Here is a 16,271-nt window from a genome sequence, read left to right as displayed (position 1 = left end):
GTCCTAACGGTGCTATCGGCTAGTATGAAATGTATGAGCCTGAATCCATTGGACTGGGAAAGCCAGCGCGCCTTTCTCGCCGTGTTGCGGGGCGGCAGCCTGTCGGCGGCGGCGCGCGCGCTGGGAGTCGCGCAGCCGACGGTGCGGCGCCGGCTCGAGGCGCTGGAGCGCTCGATCGGCGTCACCCTCTTCACCCGTTCGCCCGGCGGCCTGTCGCCGACCGACGCCGCGCGCGAACTCGGGGGCCACGCCGAGGCGATGGCGGCCGCGGCCGATGCCTTCGCGCGGGCCGCCTCGGCCGACACCGATGCCGTGCGCGGCACTGTGCGGATCACCGCCAGCGAGATGGTCGGTGTCGAGGTCCTGCCCCCGATGCTGGCCGGGCTGCGGGCGGCCCAGCCGGGGCTGGTGTTCGAGCTCAGCCTGACCAACCGCAACGAGGACCTGCTGCGCCAGGAGGCCGACATCGCGGTGCGCATGGTGCGCCCCACGCAGGCCGCGATGGTCGCCACGCGGGCCGGCGTCGTCGCGCTGGGCCTGTTCGCCAGCGCCGACTACCTGCGGCAGAACGGCACGCCGGCGAACCTGGACGACCTGGGCCGCTTTGCGTTGATCGGCCCGGACCGCGAGGTGGCCGACCTGCGTGCCCTGGGCGCACTGGGCTTGCGGCTGCCGCGGCCGAACTTCAGCTGCCGCACCGACAGCCACCTGGCCCAGCTGAGCGCGATCCGCGCCGGCCTCGGCATCGGCTTCTGCCAGAAGGCGATCGCGCGGCGCGACCCGGCGCTGGTCGCGGTGCTGCCGGAGGCCATCGACTTCGGCTTCGAGACCTGGATCACGATGCACGAGGACCTGCGCCGCATCCGGCGCGTGCGCGCCACCTTCGCCCACCTGGTGACGGCTTTCACCGCCTACTGCAGCGAATGACCTCCGGGCGGCCCGGGCGTCAGCGCTGCGGCCGGATCCGGTACAGCGCGTTGTTGCGGTCGGCCGTCATGTAGATCGTGCCGTCGCTGCCGACCGCCACGCCGGTCGGCACGTAGGGCGGCGGCATGCCGGGCCCGGGCTCGAGGCCGATCGGCAGGTTGTCGGCCACGGTGCGGCGGCTGCCGCCGACCGGGTCGATCTCGACCAGCCGCCGCGCCGCGGTCTCGGCCACGATGAAGCTGCCCCACGGCGTCTGCGCCACGCCCTCGGGCATCGCCAGCCCTTCGGCCACCGCGCGCAGCGGCGCACTGGCGTCGAGCGGGATGCGGGTCAGCTTGCCCGCGGCCTCGGTCACGTAGAGGGCGCCGTCGCGGCCGAGGATCATCTGCACCGGGCCGCCGAGGCCGCTGGCCAGCACCTGCCGGTCCTCGAACTTGGGGCCGCTGGCGCGGGTCACGCTGCCGGTCGCGATCTCGGCGTAGATCACGCTGCCGTCGGCCATCGGGATCGCATCGACCGGTGCCTTCAGCCCGTGCAGCATGCCGGTGGTCTTGAGCGTCTTTCGGTCGACCAGTTGCACCGTGCCCGTGAACCAGGAGGTGAGCGCGAAGTGCGTGGCCGACAGGCCGACCGCGAACGGGTATTCGAGCTCGGGGTCGCGCTGCATGCGGAAGATGTCGCGCACCGCCCCGGTGGTGGCATCGACCTGGCGGAAGCCGAAGATGTCCGCCACCCAGAGGTCGTTGCCGTCGATCTTGAGGCCCGCCGGAACCGCCAGCTTGCCGCCGGTGAGCAGCCGCAGTTCGCCGGTCGCGGGGTTGAAGGCCTCGACCGAGTTGTCGGCCATGTTCGAGACGTAGATCGTGCCTTCGGGCGCGATCGCCAGGTTGTCGAGCGAGGGCTTGAGCTGCTTGGCGACCGTCTTGCGGCCGCTCGCGAGATCGACCCGCACCAGTTCGCCGCTGCGCGCGTCGACCACCCACAGGTTGCCCTTGCCGTCGAGATTGGCGGCCGCCGGGATCTTGAAGCCGTCGGCGATCACGGTCATGGCGCCGTTGGCCGGATCGATCTTCACCACCTGGCCCTTGAACCACAGCGGGCCGTAGAGCATGCCGTCGGGCCCGACCTCGAAGCCGTTGAAGCCGCCCATGTCCTTCTTGATCAGGCGCGGCGGCTTCTGGCCGGTGGGGTCGATCTCCCAGAGGGCGTCGCCGAGGAACACCTGCGAGGCATAGAGCTTGCCGTTGCGGCGGTCGAAGTCGAGCGAGTTGAGGCCCGGCAGGTCCTTGGCGACCACGCGCATCGGCGCCGTGTCGCTGTCGCGCATGCGCAGCGCGCCCACGAGGTAGTTGGTCCAGGCCAGCTCGCCCTTGGGTCCGACCGCGATGTCGTCGGCCTGGCCCTCGGGGCCCTTGACCAGCACGCGGGCGGCACCGGTCTGGCGGTCGACCTCCCACAGGCTGTTGCCGACCACCGAGCCGGCTAGCAGTCGGCCCTTGCCGTCGATCGCGAGGCCGTGCACGCCGGCGAAGGACGAGGGCGCGACGATCGCCTCGGGCGGCGCCCAGCCGGTGGGACGGGTCGGCGGCGGCGCTGTGGTGGTGCAGGCGCCGAATGTGAGTGTGGCCGCCAGCAGGGCGCCGCTCAGGATGCGGTTCATGTCGTCTCCTCGTTGTGACCGGACCCTAACAGCGCAGGCCCGGTTTGCAGTCACGCATGAGACAAGCCGAGTCAGGCCCTGAAGCGCTTTCGGGTCAATCCCAGGGCGACCCAGTAGGCCGCCACCGTGTAGGCCACCAGCACCAGCGCATGCAGCCACCAGTCGGCCGGCCACTGGTCCATGAAGAGCGGCCGCACCAGCGCCACCGCATTGGAGAGCGGCAGCCAGGCGGCGACCGCGCGCACCACGCCCGGCAGCTGCTCGAGCGGAAAGAAGACGCCCGACAGGAACATCATCGGCGTCATGAACAAGGTGAAGTAGTAGGTGAAGAAGTCGTAGCCCTTGGCCAGCGCATTGAAGATCAGCGCGATGCACGAGAAGGTGATGCCGACCCCGACCAGCACGAACCAGGCGACCACCAGCTTCGGGCTGTGGCTGATGCCCAGCGCCAGCATCACGAGCATGATCGCGGTGGTGGTGAAGATCGCCTTGAAGCCGGCCCACAGCATCTCGGCCAGCACCACGTCGTCGAGCCCGACCGGCGCGTTCATGATGCCGTCCCAGGTCTTTTGCACGTGCATGCGCGAGAAGGCCGAGTAGAGCGCCTCGAACGAGGCCGCGTTCATCGCGCTCATGCAGACCGAGCCGCTGGCCAGGAACAGGATGTACGGCACGGCGGTGCCGCCGACCTGCACCTCGCCGACCAGCGCGCCCATGCCGTAGCCGAAGGCCACCAGCCAGATCAGCGGCTCGGCGATGTTGCCGATCAGGCTCGGGATCGCCAGCTTGCGCCACACCAGCAGGTTGCGAAGGAACACCGGCCACCAGCGCATCGAGAGTTCGGGCGGGCGCCAGACCGAAGGCGCCGCGGGCACCGAGGAAGTGGACATTGCGTTCGAGCTCATCTAGCCGTCCTCGCGAATTTGCCGGCCGGTCAGCTTGAGGAACAGGTCCTCAAGATTGGCCGGCCGGTGGAAGGTGCGCAGGCCGCTGCGGTCGCCCAGGGCCGCCATCAGCCCGCGCGCATCCTGGGTGTAGAAGAACACGGTCTCGCCGCTTACCTCGACCCGGGCCGCGAAGTCCTTCAGCGGCGACTGCGCGAGTTCGAGCGCGCCGTCGCCGTACAACTCGACCACGTCGGGTTCGAGGTGCTCGGCGATCAGGTCGCGCGGGCGCCCTTCGGCGATCTTGCGGCCATGGTCGAGCACCAGCAGCCGCGAGCACAGGCGCTCGGCCTCGTCCATGAAGTGGGTCGTCAGCAGGATCGACTTGCCCTGCTGCAGCAGCACCTGCAACCGCTCCCACATCAGGTGCCGCGCCTGCGGGTCGAGCCCGGTGGTGGGCTCGTCGAGCATCAGCAGCTTCGGATCGTTGACCAGCGCGCGCGCCAGCGACAGCCGCCTGCGCATGCCGCCCGAGAGCTCGCCCGGCTTGGCATCGGCCTTGTGCGAGAGCGCGGCGAACTCGAGCAGTTGCGGGATGCGCGGCGCGATCTCGCGCCGGCGCATGCCGAAGTAGCGCGCATAGACCATCAAGTTCTCGGCGCAGCTGAAGTCGGGGTCGAGCGTGTCGAACTGGCTCACCACGCCCAGCTGCGCCTTGATGGCGCGCGCATCGCGCGGCATCGACAGGCCGCCGAGCGCCTCGATGCTGCCTTCGTCGGGCGCCGTCAGGCCGAGGCACATGCGGATGGTGGTGGTCTTGCCGGCGCCGTTGGGCCCGATCACGCCGAGGCATTCGCCCGGTGCGATCTCGAACGAGAGGTCGTCCACCACGGTGGCGGTGCCGTAGCGCTTGCGAAGGTGGCGGGCTTGGAAGAGGGGATGCGGCACGGCGGCATTGTGTCGCATGCGCCGCCGGGCCGGGTCAGAGCGCGAGGCCGTCGAACTCGGCCTTCATCCAGTCGATGAAGGCACGCGTGCGCGCGGGCAGCAGCCGGGCGTGCGGGTAGATCACGCTCACCGGCCGCGGCGGCGCCTCGAAGCCCTCGAGCAGGATCTCGAGCCGGCCCTGGGCCACCAGGGGCAGCACCTGGTAGGACAGGAACAAGCCGCAGCCCAGGCCCGCGGCGCAGGTCTCGATCGCCGGTGCGATGTGGTTGAACTCGATGTTGCCCTTGACCGCCACCGGCAGCGGCCGGCCGTTCTCGCGGAACATCCATTGCCCGGACGAGTTCGGCACCACGCACACGCAGTTGGCGCGCGCCAGATCGCGCGGATGCGCGGGCCGGCCGTTGGCGCGCAGCCAGTCCGGGCTCGCGACCACCACGCGGCGGATGCTGCCGAGTTGCTGGGCGACCAGCGAGGAGTCTTCCAGTGCGCTGATGCGGATGCCGACATCGACGCCCTCCTCGAGCAGGTTCACCGGGCGATCGTGCAGCAGCACGCTGCAGCGCATGCGCGCATGGCGCTGCAGGAAGCGCACGATGGCCGGCGCCACGTACATGTGGCCGAACAGCACCGGCGCCGTGACCGTGAGATGGCCGGCGGGCTCGGCCGCGTCGAGCGTGAGCGCGCGGTCGGCGGCGTCGGCGGCGGCCAGCACCTCGCGCGCACTGTGCAGGTAGCTGCGGCCCTCCTCGGTCAGCGAGATGCGGCGCGTGGTGCGGTGGAACAGGCGCACGCCCAGGTGCGTTTCGAGGGCGGCCAGCGCGCGCACCACCGCCGGCAGCGAGCTGCCCAGCGCATCCGCGGCCCGGGTCAGGCTGCCTTGGTCGGCGATCTGCACGAAGGTCTGCATGGCTTTGAGGCGGTCCATGGGTCGATTAAACCGGAAAACGCAGCAGTCAAATGCAGGCGACGCCATTACTTCGAGCAGGGGAACAAACAAGAATGGCGGCATCCCCCACCGATCCAGGAGAAGCCCATGACCGCACCCCGTCCCGCCGCACCCATCAAGGTCCACAGTTCGCCGATTTCCGGCCACTCGCACCGGGTCCGGCTGTTCCTCTCGCTGCTCGGCCTGCCTTTCGAGACCGTCGACGTCGATCTGGGGGCGGGCGCGCACAAGCGCCCCGACTTCCTGGAACGCAACGCCTTCGGCCAGGTGCCGGTGATCGAGGACGGCGAGGTCACCGTGTGCGACTCGAACGCGATCATGGTCTACCTCAACGAGCGCTATGCGGCCGACCCGGCGCGCTGGTATCCGCGCGATCCGCTCGCCGCGGCGCAGGTTCAGCGCTGGCTGTCGGTGGCCGCCGGCCAGCTCGCGGCCGGCCCGGCGGTGGCCCGGGTGATCGTGCTGTTCGGCCTGGCGCGGGACCCGGCCGAGGTGATCGCGCGCTCGCACGACCTCTTGCGCGTGATGGAGCGCGAACTGTCGCGGCGTCCGTTCCTTGCAGGAGAGTCCGCGACCCTGGCCGACATCGCCAACTACACCTACGTGGCCCATGCACCGGAAGGCAATGTCTCGCTCGAGGCCTATCCGCAGGTACGCGCCTGGCTCGCGCGGATCGAGGCGCTGCCGGGCTTCGTGCCGATGGCGGCCTCGCGCATCGGGCTGGCGGCATGAATGCCACCCTCACCCCCTGGCACGAGGGCGAACGCGCGATGCAGACGCTCGCTGGCGTGCGCGAGCGGATGGAGGCCTTCGGCGCGCGCGTGGTACGCGACTACATGCCCGATCAGCACCGGGACTTCTTCGCCCAGCTGCCGTTCCTGGTTGTCGGCAGCCTGGATGCCGCTTCGCAGCCGTGGGCCAGCGTGCTGGCGGCGCCGCCGGGCTTCGCCCATTCACCCGATCCGCGGTTGCTGCGCATCGACGCCTTGCCCGCGGAAGGCGATCCGCTGGCGCAGGCCCTGGCGCCCGACGCGCCGATCGGCCTGCTCGGCATCGAGCCGCACACGCGCCGGCGCAATCGCATGAACGGCGTGGTGGCGAGCGTCGATGGCGCCGGCTTCTCGGTCGACGTGCAGCAGAGCTTCGGCAACTGCCCCAAGTACATCCAGGCGCGCGAGCCGGTGTTCGTCGAGGGCGCGCCGGCGGCCGCGGCGCCCCATTGGACCGACCGCCTCGATGCCGCGGCGCGGCGGCTGATCGGCCAGGCCGACACCTTCTTCATCGCGACGGCACATCCGTCGGCCGGACGGGGCGGCGCGGCGCAGGGAGTGGACGTCTCGCACCGGGGCGGCCGGCCGGGCTTCGTGCAGGTGAGCGGGGAAGGCACGCTGACAGCGCCCGACTTCGTCGGCAACGCGTTCTTCAACACGCTCGGCAACATTGCGGTGAATCCGCGCGCCGGACTGTTGTTCATCGACTTCGAACGCGGCGACCTGCTGCAGCTCGCGATCAGGGCGGAGGTGCTCTGGGATGGACCGGAGCTGGCGGCCTTCGCGGGTGCCGAGCGCCTGCTGCGGATGCAGGTGGTGTCGGTGCTGCACCGGCCGGGCGCATTGCCGCTGCGCTGGGGCCGCGCCGCGCCGTCGCCCTTTCTCGCCCCCACCGGGCGGTGGCCGGAAGCTGCCTGAGCCTCAGCGGAACACCGGGATCCGCGCGTTGACCGACGGCCGATAGTGCCAGCCGCGCCGCAGCAGCGCATCGGTGTCGAGCCCCTCGGCCAGCAGCGCCTGGAGGCCGGCGGCCGCGAGGGTGCCGGCCAACGCCTGCCCCGGGCAGGCATGGCGGCCGTGGCCGAAACCCAGGCAGCGCCGGTCGGTCCGCATCAGTTCGAAGGTCGCGGGGGCGGGGTTGAGCGCCGGGTCCCGGTTGGCGGCCGCCAGCACCAACAGCACCGCGTCGCCCGGCGCCAGCGCCTGGCCGGCGACCGTGGTCGGCGCGGCGACGAAGCGCCGCGTGTTGTGGACCGCGGGGTCGTGCCGCGCGACCTCCGCCACCAACAGCGGCATCAATGTCAGCTGGTCGCCGATCTTCCGGCGCAGGCCCGGTTCCCGCGCCAGCGCGGCGAGGCCGTTGCCCAGCAGTCCGGCCGTGGCCTCGCAGGTCTGCGACAGCAGGCCCACCAGGTTGGCGCGCAGCGCCCGCGACAGAGGCGCCGGCGCGTCGGCCTGCACGGTGGCGAGCAGGCTGCCGTGGCGGGCCGGCCGGGCAGCGACCAGCCCTTCGAAGCGGTCCATGAGCCGGGCCGCGGCGGCGCTCGCCGACGCCAGCTGGCCGTCGGTCGACAGGGGCGAGAGACAGGCGACGAAGTCGCGGGTCCATCGCGCGACCTGCGGCAGTTCGCCGTCGGCGAAGCCGAGCAGGTGCGCGACCGCGCTGACCGGCAGCGCGAAGGCCCGGTCGGCCAGCGTCATGGCGGGCATCGCTGCGGCGACGCGCAGCGTGGCGGCATGCGCCGCTTCGAGGTCGACGCCCGCGAGCGCGCGCTGCAGCAGCGGCTTGTGGTCTGCGTGCAGCGCGCCGTCGTTCATGCGGACCAGCAGGCCGAACAGCTCGCCGGCCGGCGTGCCCGCGATGCCGCGTGGCACCGCCTCGGCCACCGGCCGCACGCGCAGCGCATCGTTGGCGACGATCTCATGCAGCACTTCGGCGCGGCTGGCGATCCAGAGCTTCAGCCTCGGGTCGAAGACCAGCGCCGGCCCGCTGCGCAGGCCGGCGTACCAGGGGTAGGGGTTGCCGTGGGTCACGGCGGCGATCGCGTCGGGGGGCGGGGCCATGGAGTTCATGCCCCGCAGTCTGGACTTTTCATGCCGACACGCTTCGTCTACGATCGAAATATGGATGCCACCTCCACCGCCGATTCCCATCTCTCGCGCCTGGCGAGCGCGATCGCCGAGCCCGCGCGCTCGCGCATGCTGTGCTGCCTCATGGACGGCCATGCCCGCACCGCGACCGAACTCGCCACCGTCGCCGAGGTCGCGCCGTCCACGGCCAGCGCGCACCTGGCGCGCCTCAAGGAGCAGCGGCTGGTCCATGCGGTGGCGCAGGGCAAGCACCGCTATTTCCGGCTCGCGGGTCCCGAGGTGGCCGCCGCGCTGGAGGGCCTGCTGGTGGTCGCCGGCGCGCCGCGCGGCGAGTTTCGCCCGACCACACCCAGCCGGCTGCGCGCCGCGCGCACCTGCTATGACCACATGGCCGGCAGCGCAGGGGTGGCGCTGCACGACAGCCTGCATGCCCAGGACTGGCTGCGGGCGACCTCGGAGGGCGGCGACTACGTGCTCACGCCGGCGGGTGCGATGGCGCTCGAGAGCCTGGGCCTGGACGTGGCGCAGGCCCGCGCCGCCCGACGCCGCTTCGCCTGTGCCTGCCTCGACTGGAGCGAGCGCCGGCCCCACCTGGGCGGTGCGCTGGGGGCGGCCTGCCTGCAGCTGTCGCTGCGCCGCGGCTGGGTGCGGCAAGACCTCGTTGGCCGGGCGCTGGCCCTGACGCCCAAGGCCGCGCGCGAGATGCCGGAACTGTTCGGGCTGGCCTGAGCGTCCGGCCCCGTCGGCCTACTGGAAAGCCACTTCGGCGAAGCTGCGCAGCTTGCGGCTGTGCAGCCGGCTCGAGCCTTCCTGGCGCAGGATGTCGATCGCCGCCATGCCGATGCGCAGGTGCTGCTCGACCCGTTCGCGGTAGAACTGGTTCGCCATGCCCGGCAGCTTGATCTCGCCGTGCAGCGGCTTGTCGCTGACGCACAGCAGCGTGCCGTAGGGCACCCGGAAGCGGAAGCCGTTGGCCGCGATGGTGGCGCTTTCCATGTCGAGCGCGACCGCCCGGCTCTGGCTGAAGCGCCGCTGCGGCTGGTTGCCCGGCAGCAGCTCCCAGTTGCGGTTGTCGGTGCTGGCCACGGTGCCGGTGCGCATGATCTTCTTGAGCTCGGTGCCCTGGGTGCCGGTGACCTCGGCAACCGCCTTCTCGAGCGCCAGCTGGATCTCGGACAGCGCCGGGATCGGCACCCACAGCGGCAGTTCCTCGTCGAGCACGTGGTCCTCGCGCACATAGGCATGCGCGAGCACGTAGTCGCCGAGCTGCTGCCCCTGGCGCAGCCCGGCGCAGTGGCCGAGCATGACCCAGGCGTGCGGCCGCAGCACCGCCACGTGGTCGGTGATGGTCTTGGCGTTGGCCGGGCCGACGCCGATGTTCACCATGCTGATGCCGGTGCAGTCCTCGCGCACCAGGTGGTAGCCGGGCATCTGCGGCAGGCGCGGCGGCGGCGTGCCCTGCGAGCCGTCGAGCAGCTCGCCATACATCGAGCTCGAACCCGCCGCCAGTCCGCGGCGCCGCGTGATGACGTTGCCCGGCTCGATGAAGGCGATGTATTCGCTGTGCTCGTCGGTCATCGCCTCGTGGCCGAGGCGCACGAACTCGTCGATGTAGAACTGGTAGTTGGTGAACAGCACGAAGTTCTGGAACCACTCGGGCGCCGTGCCGCTGTAGTGGCGCAGCCGGTGCAGCGAGTAGTCGACCCGCGCCGCCGTGAAGAGCGACAGCGGCTGCGCCTCGCCGGCCTTGGCCTCGTAGGTGCCGTTGGCGATGCCGTCGTCCATCGCGCCGAGGTCGGGGAGGTCGAACACGTCGCGCATCAGCGCCCGCCGCTCGGCGCTCATGGTGCCCTCGATGTGGTCGTTCTCGGCGAAGGAGAAATGGATCGGGATCGGCTGCGTGCTGGTGCCGATCTCGAGTTCGACCTGGTGATTCTCGAGCAGCAGGCGGAACTGGTCGCGGTAGTAGCGCGAGAACAGGTCGGGCCGGGTCAGCGTGGTCTCGAAGCGGCCGGGCCCGGAGACGAAGCCGTAGCTCAGCCCGGCATTGGCGGCCGGCGTGCGGCGCGAGACCGTATGGGTGTGGACCCGCACGAAGGGGTAGCAGGCCCGCACCCGGCCCGGCAGGCTCTCGCCGGCCACGAAGCGCAGCATCGCATCGCGCAGGTGCTGCAGGCCGCCGTTGTAGATCAGTCGGACTTGCGCCAGGGCGGCATCGGGATCGGTGAAGCGGGCGGGCGCGATAAAGGCGGGCATGTAGGGCATGAAGCCATTGTGGCTCAGCCCGGCATCGGTTCGCGCATCGTCACGAACTCCTCGGCCACCGTCGGATGGATGCCGATGGTGCTGTCGAACATCGCCTTGGTGGCGCCCGCGCGCATGGCGACCGCGAAGCCCTGCACGATCTCGCCGGCGTCGGGGCCGACCATGTGCAGGCCGACCACGCGGTCGCTGGCCTTGTCGACGATCAGCTTCATGAAGGTGCGCTCGGCGCTGCCGGAGAGCGTGTGGCGCAGCGCGCGGAATTCGCTCGAATACAGCGTGACCGCGCCGAACTTCGCGCGCGCGGCGGCCTCCGTGTAGCCGCAGGTGCCGATGTTCGGATGGGTGAAGACGGCGGTCGGCGTGTAGTCGTAGTCGAGCCGGCGCTTGCCGGTGCCGAACAGCGTGTCGACCACGGCCATCGCCTCGGCCAGTGCCACCGGCGTGAGCTGCTGCCGGGTCGAGACGTCGCCCACGGCGTAGACCGACGGCACCGAGCTGCGGTAGCGCGCGTCGACCTCGACCCGGCCCTGGGCGTCGAGCGCGATGCCGGCCGCCTCGAGGCCCATGCCCTGGGTATTCGGAACCCGGCCGGTCGCGAACAGGATGGCGTCGGCCTCGACCCGCTGGCCGCGCGACAAGATCGCGCAGAGGCCGCTGTCGAGGCGGCGGATCGAGGCGATCTCGGCGTTGAAGCGGATGTCGACGCCGGCGCGGCGCATTTCCTTGGCCAGGAATTCGCGGATGTCCTCGTCGAAATCGCTCAGCAGATGCGCACTGCGCTGCAACTGGACCACCTCGGCGCCGAGGCCGTTGAAGATCGACGCGAACTCGCAGGCGATGTAGCCGCCGCCGACCACCAGCAGCCGCTTCGGGAAGGGGTCGAGGTCGAACATCGCATCGGAGACGATCACGTGCTCGCGGCCGGGAAGGTCGGGCACGAAGGGCATGCCGCCGGTCGCGATCAGCACGTGCTGGGCCGTGAAACGGCGCTCGCCGACCTGGACCGTATGGGCATCCGCCAGTTGCGCCCAGCCCTGGACCAGGGTCGCCCCGGCGCCTTCGAGCAGGCTGCGGTAGACCTCGTTGAGGCGCTGGATCTCGCGCGCCCGGTTGCTTTTCAGGCGGTTCCAATCGAAGCGCGGTTCGCCCAGGTCCCAGCCGAAGCCGGCCGCTTCCTCGAAGGCCTCGGCGTAGCCGGCGGCGTAGCTGTAAAGCTTCTTGGGAATGCAGCCGACGTTGACGCAGGTGCCGCCCAGTTCCGCGCATTCGGCCAGCGCCACGCGGGCGCCGCGCTGGGCGGCCATGCGGGCGGCGCGCACGCCGCCGCTGCCGCCGCCGATGACGAACAGGTCGAAGTCGAATGTGCGCATGGGAACTCCTTCGCGCCGACTGTAGCCGGCGCGGGGCGTTCCTGCTGCCCCCCTATGGCCGGTCCGGCTGCGGCTGTTGCTGGCCCGGCACGCCGCTGCGCTGCGGGCCGCGCGGCTCGCCTGGTGCCCGGGGCTGCTGCTGCATCTGCTGGGCGCGCTGCTGCACTTCCTGCGCCTGGCGCATCGCGTTGGCCTGTTGCGCCTGCTGGGCTTGCAACATCTGCTGTTGCGCCTGCATCTGCTGCTGCGCGCGCTGGGCCTGTATCTGCTGCATCGCCTGCAGCTGCTGGGCCTGCGCCTGGGCCGCGCGCTGCTGCGCCTCCTGCTGCAGGTGCATGGCCTGCTGTTGAGCCTGTGCCTGCGCCTGTGCCTGCGCCTGGACTGCTCGCTGCTGGGCTTCGATCTGTTGCCGTTGCGCCTGTTGCGCCTGCTGCATCTGCAGGGCCTGCTGCTGTTGCAGCTGCTGGGCCTGCTGCAGGCGCTGTGCCTGCTGTTGTTGTTGCTGTTGGGCCTGGGCCTGCGCCTGCGCCTGGGCGGCACGCTGCTGGGCTTCGATCTGCTGCCGTTGCGCCTGCTGCGCCTGCTGCTGTTGCAGCTGCTGTGCCTGCTGCATCTGCTGCGCCTGCACCTGTGCCTGCGCCGCGCGCTGCTGTTGTTGCTGCTGAAGCTGCGGAGCCTGCTGGAACTGCGGCGTCTGCTGCATCTGCTGTGCCTGCTGCAATTGCTGGAACTGCCGCAGTTGCAGCGCGGCCTGCGGCGGCGGCGGCGTGGCCGGGCGACCGAAACCGCCATGGCCCCGGTCGCCCGTCGGCACCGGCGCGCCCATGCCGACCGGCACCCCCGTCAGCTGTGCGGGCGGCAGCCGGACCATGTCGCGCCGGCCGATCGGACCGCGACCGAAGGCGTCTGTGGGGACCACCGTGACGGCGCCGGGCAGCTGCTGGTTGGCGAAGCCGCCATTGCGCGCCGCCAGCTGCCGCTGGAAGGCGGCCCTGTTGGCCTCGTCCACATAGCGCTGGCTGGCGCGGTAGCCCGGCCGCCAGGGCTCGCCGGGCGCCAGCGGGAACCAGCCGACGCCGTGGCGGCCGTTGCCGATCGCGAGGTTGGCGCCGGCGGCGCCGCCGACAAAGCCGACCAGCGCCGGCGCGTAGACCGGGCGCGCCTGCCGCGGCCCGGGCACCCAGCCCCAGCGCGGACCGATGCGCGCCCAGCGTCCGTAGTGGGCGGGCGCGAAGCCCCAGGGCGCAGCATCGATCCAGGTCCAGCCCCAGGGCGCCACCTCGACCCATTGGCCGTCGCGGTAGGGCGCCCAGTCGGCATCGACGTTGCGCGGATACCAGACGCTGCCGTAGCCCGGGTCGTTCTGCCAGTCGCCATAGGCGTCGAGCTGCTGGTAACCGACCACGTCGCGCGAGACGTAGCGCGCCGAGATCGACTGGTCCTCGATGCGGTCCCGCTCGGCCACCCAGCGATCGAAGCCGGTGCCGGCGCGCACCGGTGCGCCGCTCACGGCCTCGAGGTTGCGCCCCGTGGTGGTGAGCTGCTGCTGGGCGCCGAGGGCGACCGACTCGCCCCCTTCGCCGAACAGCGTCACCTGGCCGGCGGCCACGGCGACCCGGGTGGTGCCGGCCGCGGGGTCGGTCTCGATGCGATAGTCGCCCGGACTGTCAATCACCATGGCGAGGTTCGCGGTGTCGACCTCGATGCGCTGGCCCGCCAGGTCCTCGCGCACCCGCAGCTGCAGCCGGCCCTGGGCGGCGGTGATGCGGGCGGTAACGTCGTCGAGCTCGGACAGCGTGATGGCGGTCTGCTCGTCGAGGCGCAGCGCCGTGGCGCCCAGCGACAGCTCGGCGCGCGCATTGCGGTCGATCCAGAGGCGGTCGCCGGTGGTGATCGGGCGATTCGGGCCCAGCTCGAACCAGTCGTCGGTGCCGGCCGGCGAGAAGCTCACGGTGCCCTGCTGGTCGTTGAGGCGGCCGACCCGCCCGGGCGGGTCTGGCTGGGCGAAGGCCGGCAGCCCGGCCAGCAGCAGTGCCAGGCCGAGCAGCCAGCTGGCCGCGCGGCCGGAAAGGAGGGGGGTACGGTGCATCATCGAGGGCTTTCTTTCGTCTCTTTGCACTCAACGCACTACAGCGGATGCGCGACGGCATCCGCTTTGCAAAGCAACGAAATATTTCGCCCCTGAAGGCAACCGCGTGTAAGCCGAGCTTGCGGCCGGCTGCAGGTCGACCGCGCCTTCTCAGTGCGTGGCGGCGACTGCCACCTTCCGGTGGCTCAGGAAGAAGCGCAGCATTTCCGCGCTTGCATCCGGACCGGAAGGGTCGGTGTATGAGCCGCGCGCGCTGCCCCCGGACCAGGCGTGGCCGGCGCCGTGCAGCAGCCACTGCTCGACCGCCGCCAGGCCGTGCGCGTCCACATGCACGCGGCGGGTATAGGCGCGGCCCTGCAACGATCGGCCGTCCGACGCCTGCACCTGGGTGGCGGCGCGGTCCTGGGCCGCCAGCGCGGCCTGGACCACCGCCTCGCCGTTGCGGGCGTGGACGGTGCCATCGGCATCGCCGTGGAAGACGATGGTGGGCACGCCCGGACCGGCCGTCGCGTTCGACGCGGCCGCGGATGGGCCGCTCTTCATCGCGGCCAAGGCCGACATCAGGTCGCTGGCCGCACCGCTGGGCAGCCCCGAGTGCACGCCGACCGCCGCGAAGAGGTCGGGATAGCTGCGCCCCAGGATGTCGGCCATCGCACCGCCGGCCGACAGGCCGGCGACATAGACGCGATCGGGGTCCACGTCGTGGGCATCGATCACCGACTGGGTCAGCGCCGCCAGCAGGGCCGGCTCGCCGCGCCCGCGCTGCTGATGCTGCGACTTGAACCAGTTCCAGCACTTCGAGGAGTTGGCATGCTGCGTCTGCGCCGGGTAGAGGACCAGGAATCCGTTCTCGCGCGCCAGCTGGTTCATCCGGGTGCCGGCAGCGAAGTCGTCGGGGTTCTGGGTGCAGCCGTGCAGCATCACGACCAGCGGGCGAGGGCCCACGGCCTGCGTGCCGGGCACGAAGAGCTTGTAGGCGATGGGCCGGTGCTGGTGGGCGAACAGGCCGTCGCTCCACTGCTCGACGCCGGCTTCGCGCGCCGGTGGCGGCGGCGCTGGCGGTGTTTCGGGAGTGGGCGCAGTTGCCGGCGCGGTTGCGGGCTCGACGAAGCGAGCCTCGACATCGATGACCCGGGCGTCGTCGTTCGCCGCCGGGGTGGCGGTGGTCCGGTCGGTGGCGCGGGTGCCTTCATCGGCGGCGCCGCCCAGGGCGCGCTGGATCGCCCGGGTCGCCTCCTGCAGCTGGCCGACCTGGGTCAGTCGGGTGGCCTTGCGCATCAGTCGTTCGAACAGGGGATTCATGGGGAGCCTTGGAGAGTAAAAAATAGGAGAGGGCATCAACGCAGACGATCGGCCAGTGCGGCCTTGACCGCGGCGCTCGCATGCAGGGCGCCGAGCACCGTGACGGACCCGATGGTCTCGAGCGCGAGCTCGGGCGTGACGTCGGCCGAGATCGTGGCCAGTCCGAGCACGCGGATCTCGAGCTTCTCGCCGGCGCGGCGCACGGCCTCGAGGTCGGCGGCGCTGAACTGCTGCAGCCCGAGCACCAGCATCTTGCGGGCGACCACCTGCTTCAGCGCCTCGCCGTGGGCGGTCAGCTGGTTGCGGATCGCGGTGCGGATGAAATCGGTGCGATTCGAATAGAAGCCCTCGGCCACCAGCAGGTCGACCTGGCCGAGGTCGACGTAGCCGAGGTTGATGGTGATCTTCTCGGCTTCGGGCAATTTGGGCCGGGTGGCCGGAAGAGGGGTCTGGATTTGCATGGCGCCATCCTACCACCATCCGTGTGGATGGTGTTGGGATGGTAAATCCATGTTCTCGATTTGGTGAAGAATCCGGGTATGACTGATTCCGACCGCTCTTCCCCGACCGTCGCCACCGGCCGCGACGACATCCGCCCGGCCGCCGGCTACGCGGGCGACGTGACCCCTGAACTGGCTGCGCAATGGGTCGCCCGCGGCGACGCCGTGCTGGTCGACGTGCGGAGCGACGCCGAACGCGAATGGGTCGGCTACGTGCCGGGCGGGGTGGGACTGGCGTGGAAGCAGTGGCCGGGCATGGCACTCAATCCCGGCTTTGACGACGGCCTGAGGGCGGCCGTGCCGGCGGGCCTCAAGGCGGTGATGCTGTGCCGCAGCGGTGTGCGCTCGGTGGCGGCCGCCAGGCGCGCCACCGAACTCGGCATCGAGGCCTACAACATCCTCGAAGGCTTCGAAGGCAATCCCGACGAGGAGGGCCACCGCGGCCGCCAGGGCGGCTGGCGCTTTCGCGGCCTGCCCTGGAAACAAAGCTGAGGCCGCACCGGTCGGGCCGGCGCGGCC

The 16,271-nt window shown here is 71.2% G+C and carries 15 protein-coding genes; 5 read left to right on the top strand and 10 right to left on the bottom strand.

The features are described from left to right. Positions 1-33: 33 nt before the first annotated feature. The gene (locus QTI17_RS15630) at positions 34-927 is read left to right on the top strand and encodes a LysR family transcriptional regulator (RefSeq protein WP_286534226.1); all 894 of its coding nucleotides are present in this window, start codon (positions 34-36) and stop codon (positions 925-927) included. A 19-nt stretch (positions 928-946) separates the two neighbouring features. Here the strand turns inward: QTI17_RS15630 and QTI17_RS15625 are convergent, their stop codons facing one another. The 4 genes from QTI17_RS15625 to QTI17_RS15610 all read right to left on the bottom strand — a co-directional run bounded on the left by QTI17_RS15625 (position 947) and on the right by QTI17_RS15610 (position 5,344). Beyond that, positions 947-2,587, bottom strand: a complete 1,641-nt coding sequence (locus tag QTI17_RS15625) for an NHL repeat-containing protein (protein ID WP_286534225.1) — start codon at positions 2,585-2,587, stop codon at positions 947-949. Positions 2,588-2,658: 71 nt separating this feature from the next. Beyond that, positions 2,659-3,492, bottom strand: coding sequence for an ABC transporter permease (locus QTI17_RS15620; protein ID WP_286534223.1), 834 nt, complete (start codon positions 3,490-3,492; stop codon positions 2,659-2,661). Beyond that, positions 3,493-4,437 carry an ATP-binding cassette domain-containing protein gene (locus tag QTI17_RS15615; RefSeq protein ID WP_286534222.1) on the bottom strand — a complete coding sequence of 315 codons (945 nt, stop codon included), beginning with the start codon at positions 4,435-4,437 and terminating at the stop codon, positions 3,493-3,495. It abuts the gene before it with no gap. Positions 4,438-4,453: 16 nt separating this feature from the next. After that, positions 4,454-5,344: a LysR family transcriptional regulator gene (locus tag QTI17_RS15610; RefSeq protein ID WP_286534220.1), complete on the bottom strand. Its 891-nt coding sequence runs from the start codon at positions 5,342-5,344 to the stop codon at positions 4,454-4,456. 108 nt (positions 5,345-5,452) lie between these two features. Between QTI17_RS15610 and QTI17_RS15605 the strand changes: the two genes are divergently transcribed. Further along, entirely contained in the window at positions 5,453-6,097 is a 645-nt protein-coding gene (locus QTI17_RS15605; RefSeq protein WP_286534219.1) for a glutathione S-transferase family protein, read from the top strand. Further along, positions 6,094-7,053, top strand: a complete 960-nt coding sequence (locus QTI17_RS15600; RefSeq protein ID WP_286534217.1) for a pyridoxamine 5'-phosphate oxidase family protein — start codon at positions 6,094-6,096, stop codon at positions 7,051-7,053. The genes QTI17_RS15605 and QTI17_RS15600 overlap by 4 nt, the downstream gene beginning before the upstream one ends. A 3-nt stretch (positions 7,054-7,056) precedes the next feature. On the opposite strand, the gene QTI17_RS15595 is transcribed toward QTI17_RS15600, so the two are convergent. Further along, a complete protein-coding gene (locus QTI17_RS15595; protein WP_286534215.1) occupies positions 7,057-8,199 on the bottom strand; it encodes a cytochrome P450 in 1,143 nt (380 codons plus the stop codon). Positions 8,200-8,259: 60 nt separating this feature from the next. On the opposite strand from QTI17_RS15595, the gene QTI17_RS15590 reads away from it, so the two are divergent. Continuing rightward, positions 8,260-8,955, top strand: a complete 696-nt coding sequence (locus QTI17_RS15590) for an ArsR/SmtB family transcription factor (protein ID WP_286534213.1) — start codon at positions 8,260-8,262, stop codon at positions 8,953-8,955. 18 nt (positions 8,956-8,973) lie between these two features. On the opposite strand, the gene QTI17_RS15585 is transcribed toward QTI17_RS15590, so the two are convergent. The 5 genes from QTI17_RS15585 to QTI17_RS15565 all read right to left on the bottom strand — a co-directional run bounded on the left by QTI17_RS15585 (position 8,974) and on the right by QTI17_RS15565 (position 15,713). After that, positions 8,974-10,491 carry an AMP nucleosidase gene (locus tag QTI17_RS15585; RefSeq protein ID WP_286534211.1) on the bottom strand — a complete coding sequence of 506 codons (1,518 nt, stop codon included), beginning with the start codon at positions 10,489-10,491 and terminating at the stop codon, positions 8,974-8,976. A 14-nt stretch (positions 10,492-10,505) separates the two neighbouring features. Then, the gene (gorA, locus tag QTI17_RS15580) at positions 10,506-11,861 is read right to left on the bottom strand and encodes a glutathione-disulfide reductase (RefSeq protein WP_286534209.1); all 1,356 of its coding nucleotides are present in this window, start codon (positions 11,859-11,861) and stop codon (positions 10,506-10,508) included. Positions 11,862-11,913: 52 nt separating this feature from the next. Beyond that, positions 11,914-13,953 (bottom strand): DUF6600 domain-containing protein, encoded by a 2,040-nt coding sequence (locus QTI17_RS15575; protein WP_286534208.1) that lies wholly within the window; start codon positions 13,951-13,953, stop codon positions 11,914-11,916. A 147-nt stretch (positions 13,954-14,100) separates the two neighbouring features. After that, positions 14,101-15,252, bottom strand: a complete 1,152-nt coding sequence (locus QTI17_RS15570) for an extracellular catalytic domain type 1 short-chain-length polyhydroxyalkanoate depolymerase (RefSeq protein WP_286534205.1) — start codon at positions 15,250-15,252, stop codon at positions 14,101-14,103. Positions 15,253-15,287: 35 nt separating this feature from the next. Beyond that, on the bottom strand, positions 15,288-15,713 hold the full coding sequence (locus tag QTI17_RS15565; protein WP_286534204.1) for a ribbon-helix-helix domain-containing protein: 426 nt from the start codon (positions 15,711-15,713) through the stop codon (positions 15,288-15,290). Positions 15,714-15,791: 78 nt separating this feature from the next. Between QTI17_RS15565 and QTI17_RS15560 the strand changes: the two genes are divergently transcribed. Then, positions 15,792-16,244, top strand: a complete 453-nt coding sequence (locus QTI17_RS15560) for a rhodanese-like domain-containing protein (protein ID WP_286534201.1) — start codon at positions 15,792-15,794, stop codon at positions 16,242-16,244. The last annotated feature ends 27 nt before the right edge of the window (positions 16,245-16,271 follow it).

The sequence above is a fragment of the Variovorax sp. J31P179 genome (genome assembly GCF_030316985.1).
Classification (GTDB): Bacteria; Pseudomonadota; Gammaproteobacteria; order Burkholderiales; family Burkholderiaceae_C; genus Variovorax; species Variovorax ginsengisoli_B.
This window is presented reverse-complemented; position numbering and strand designations above follow the sequence as displayed.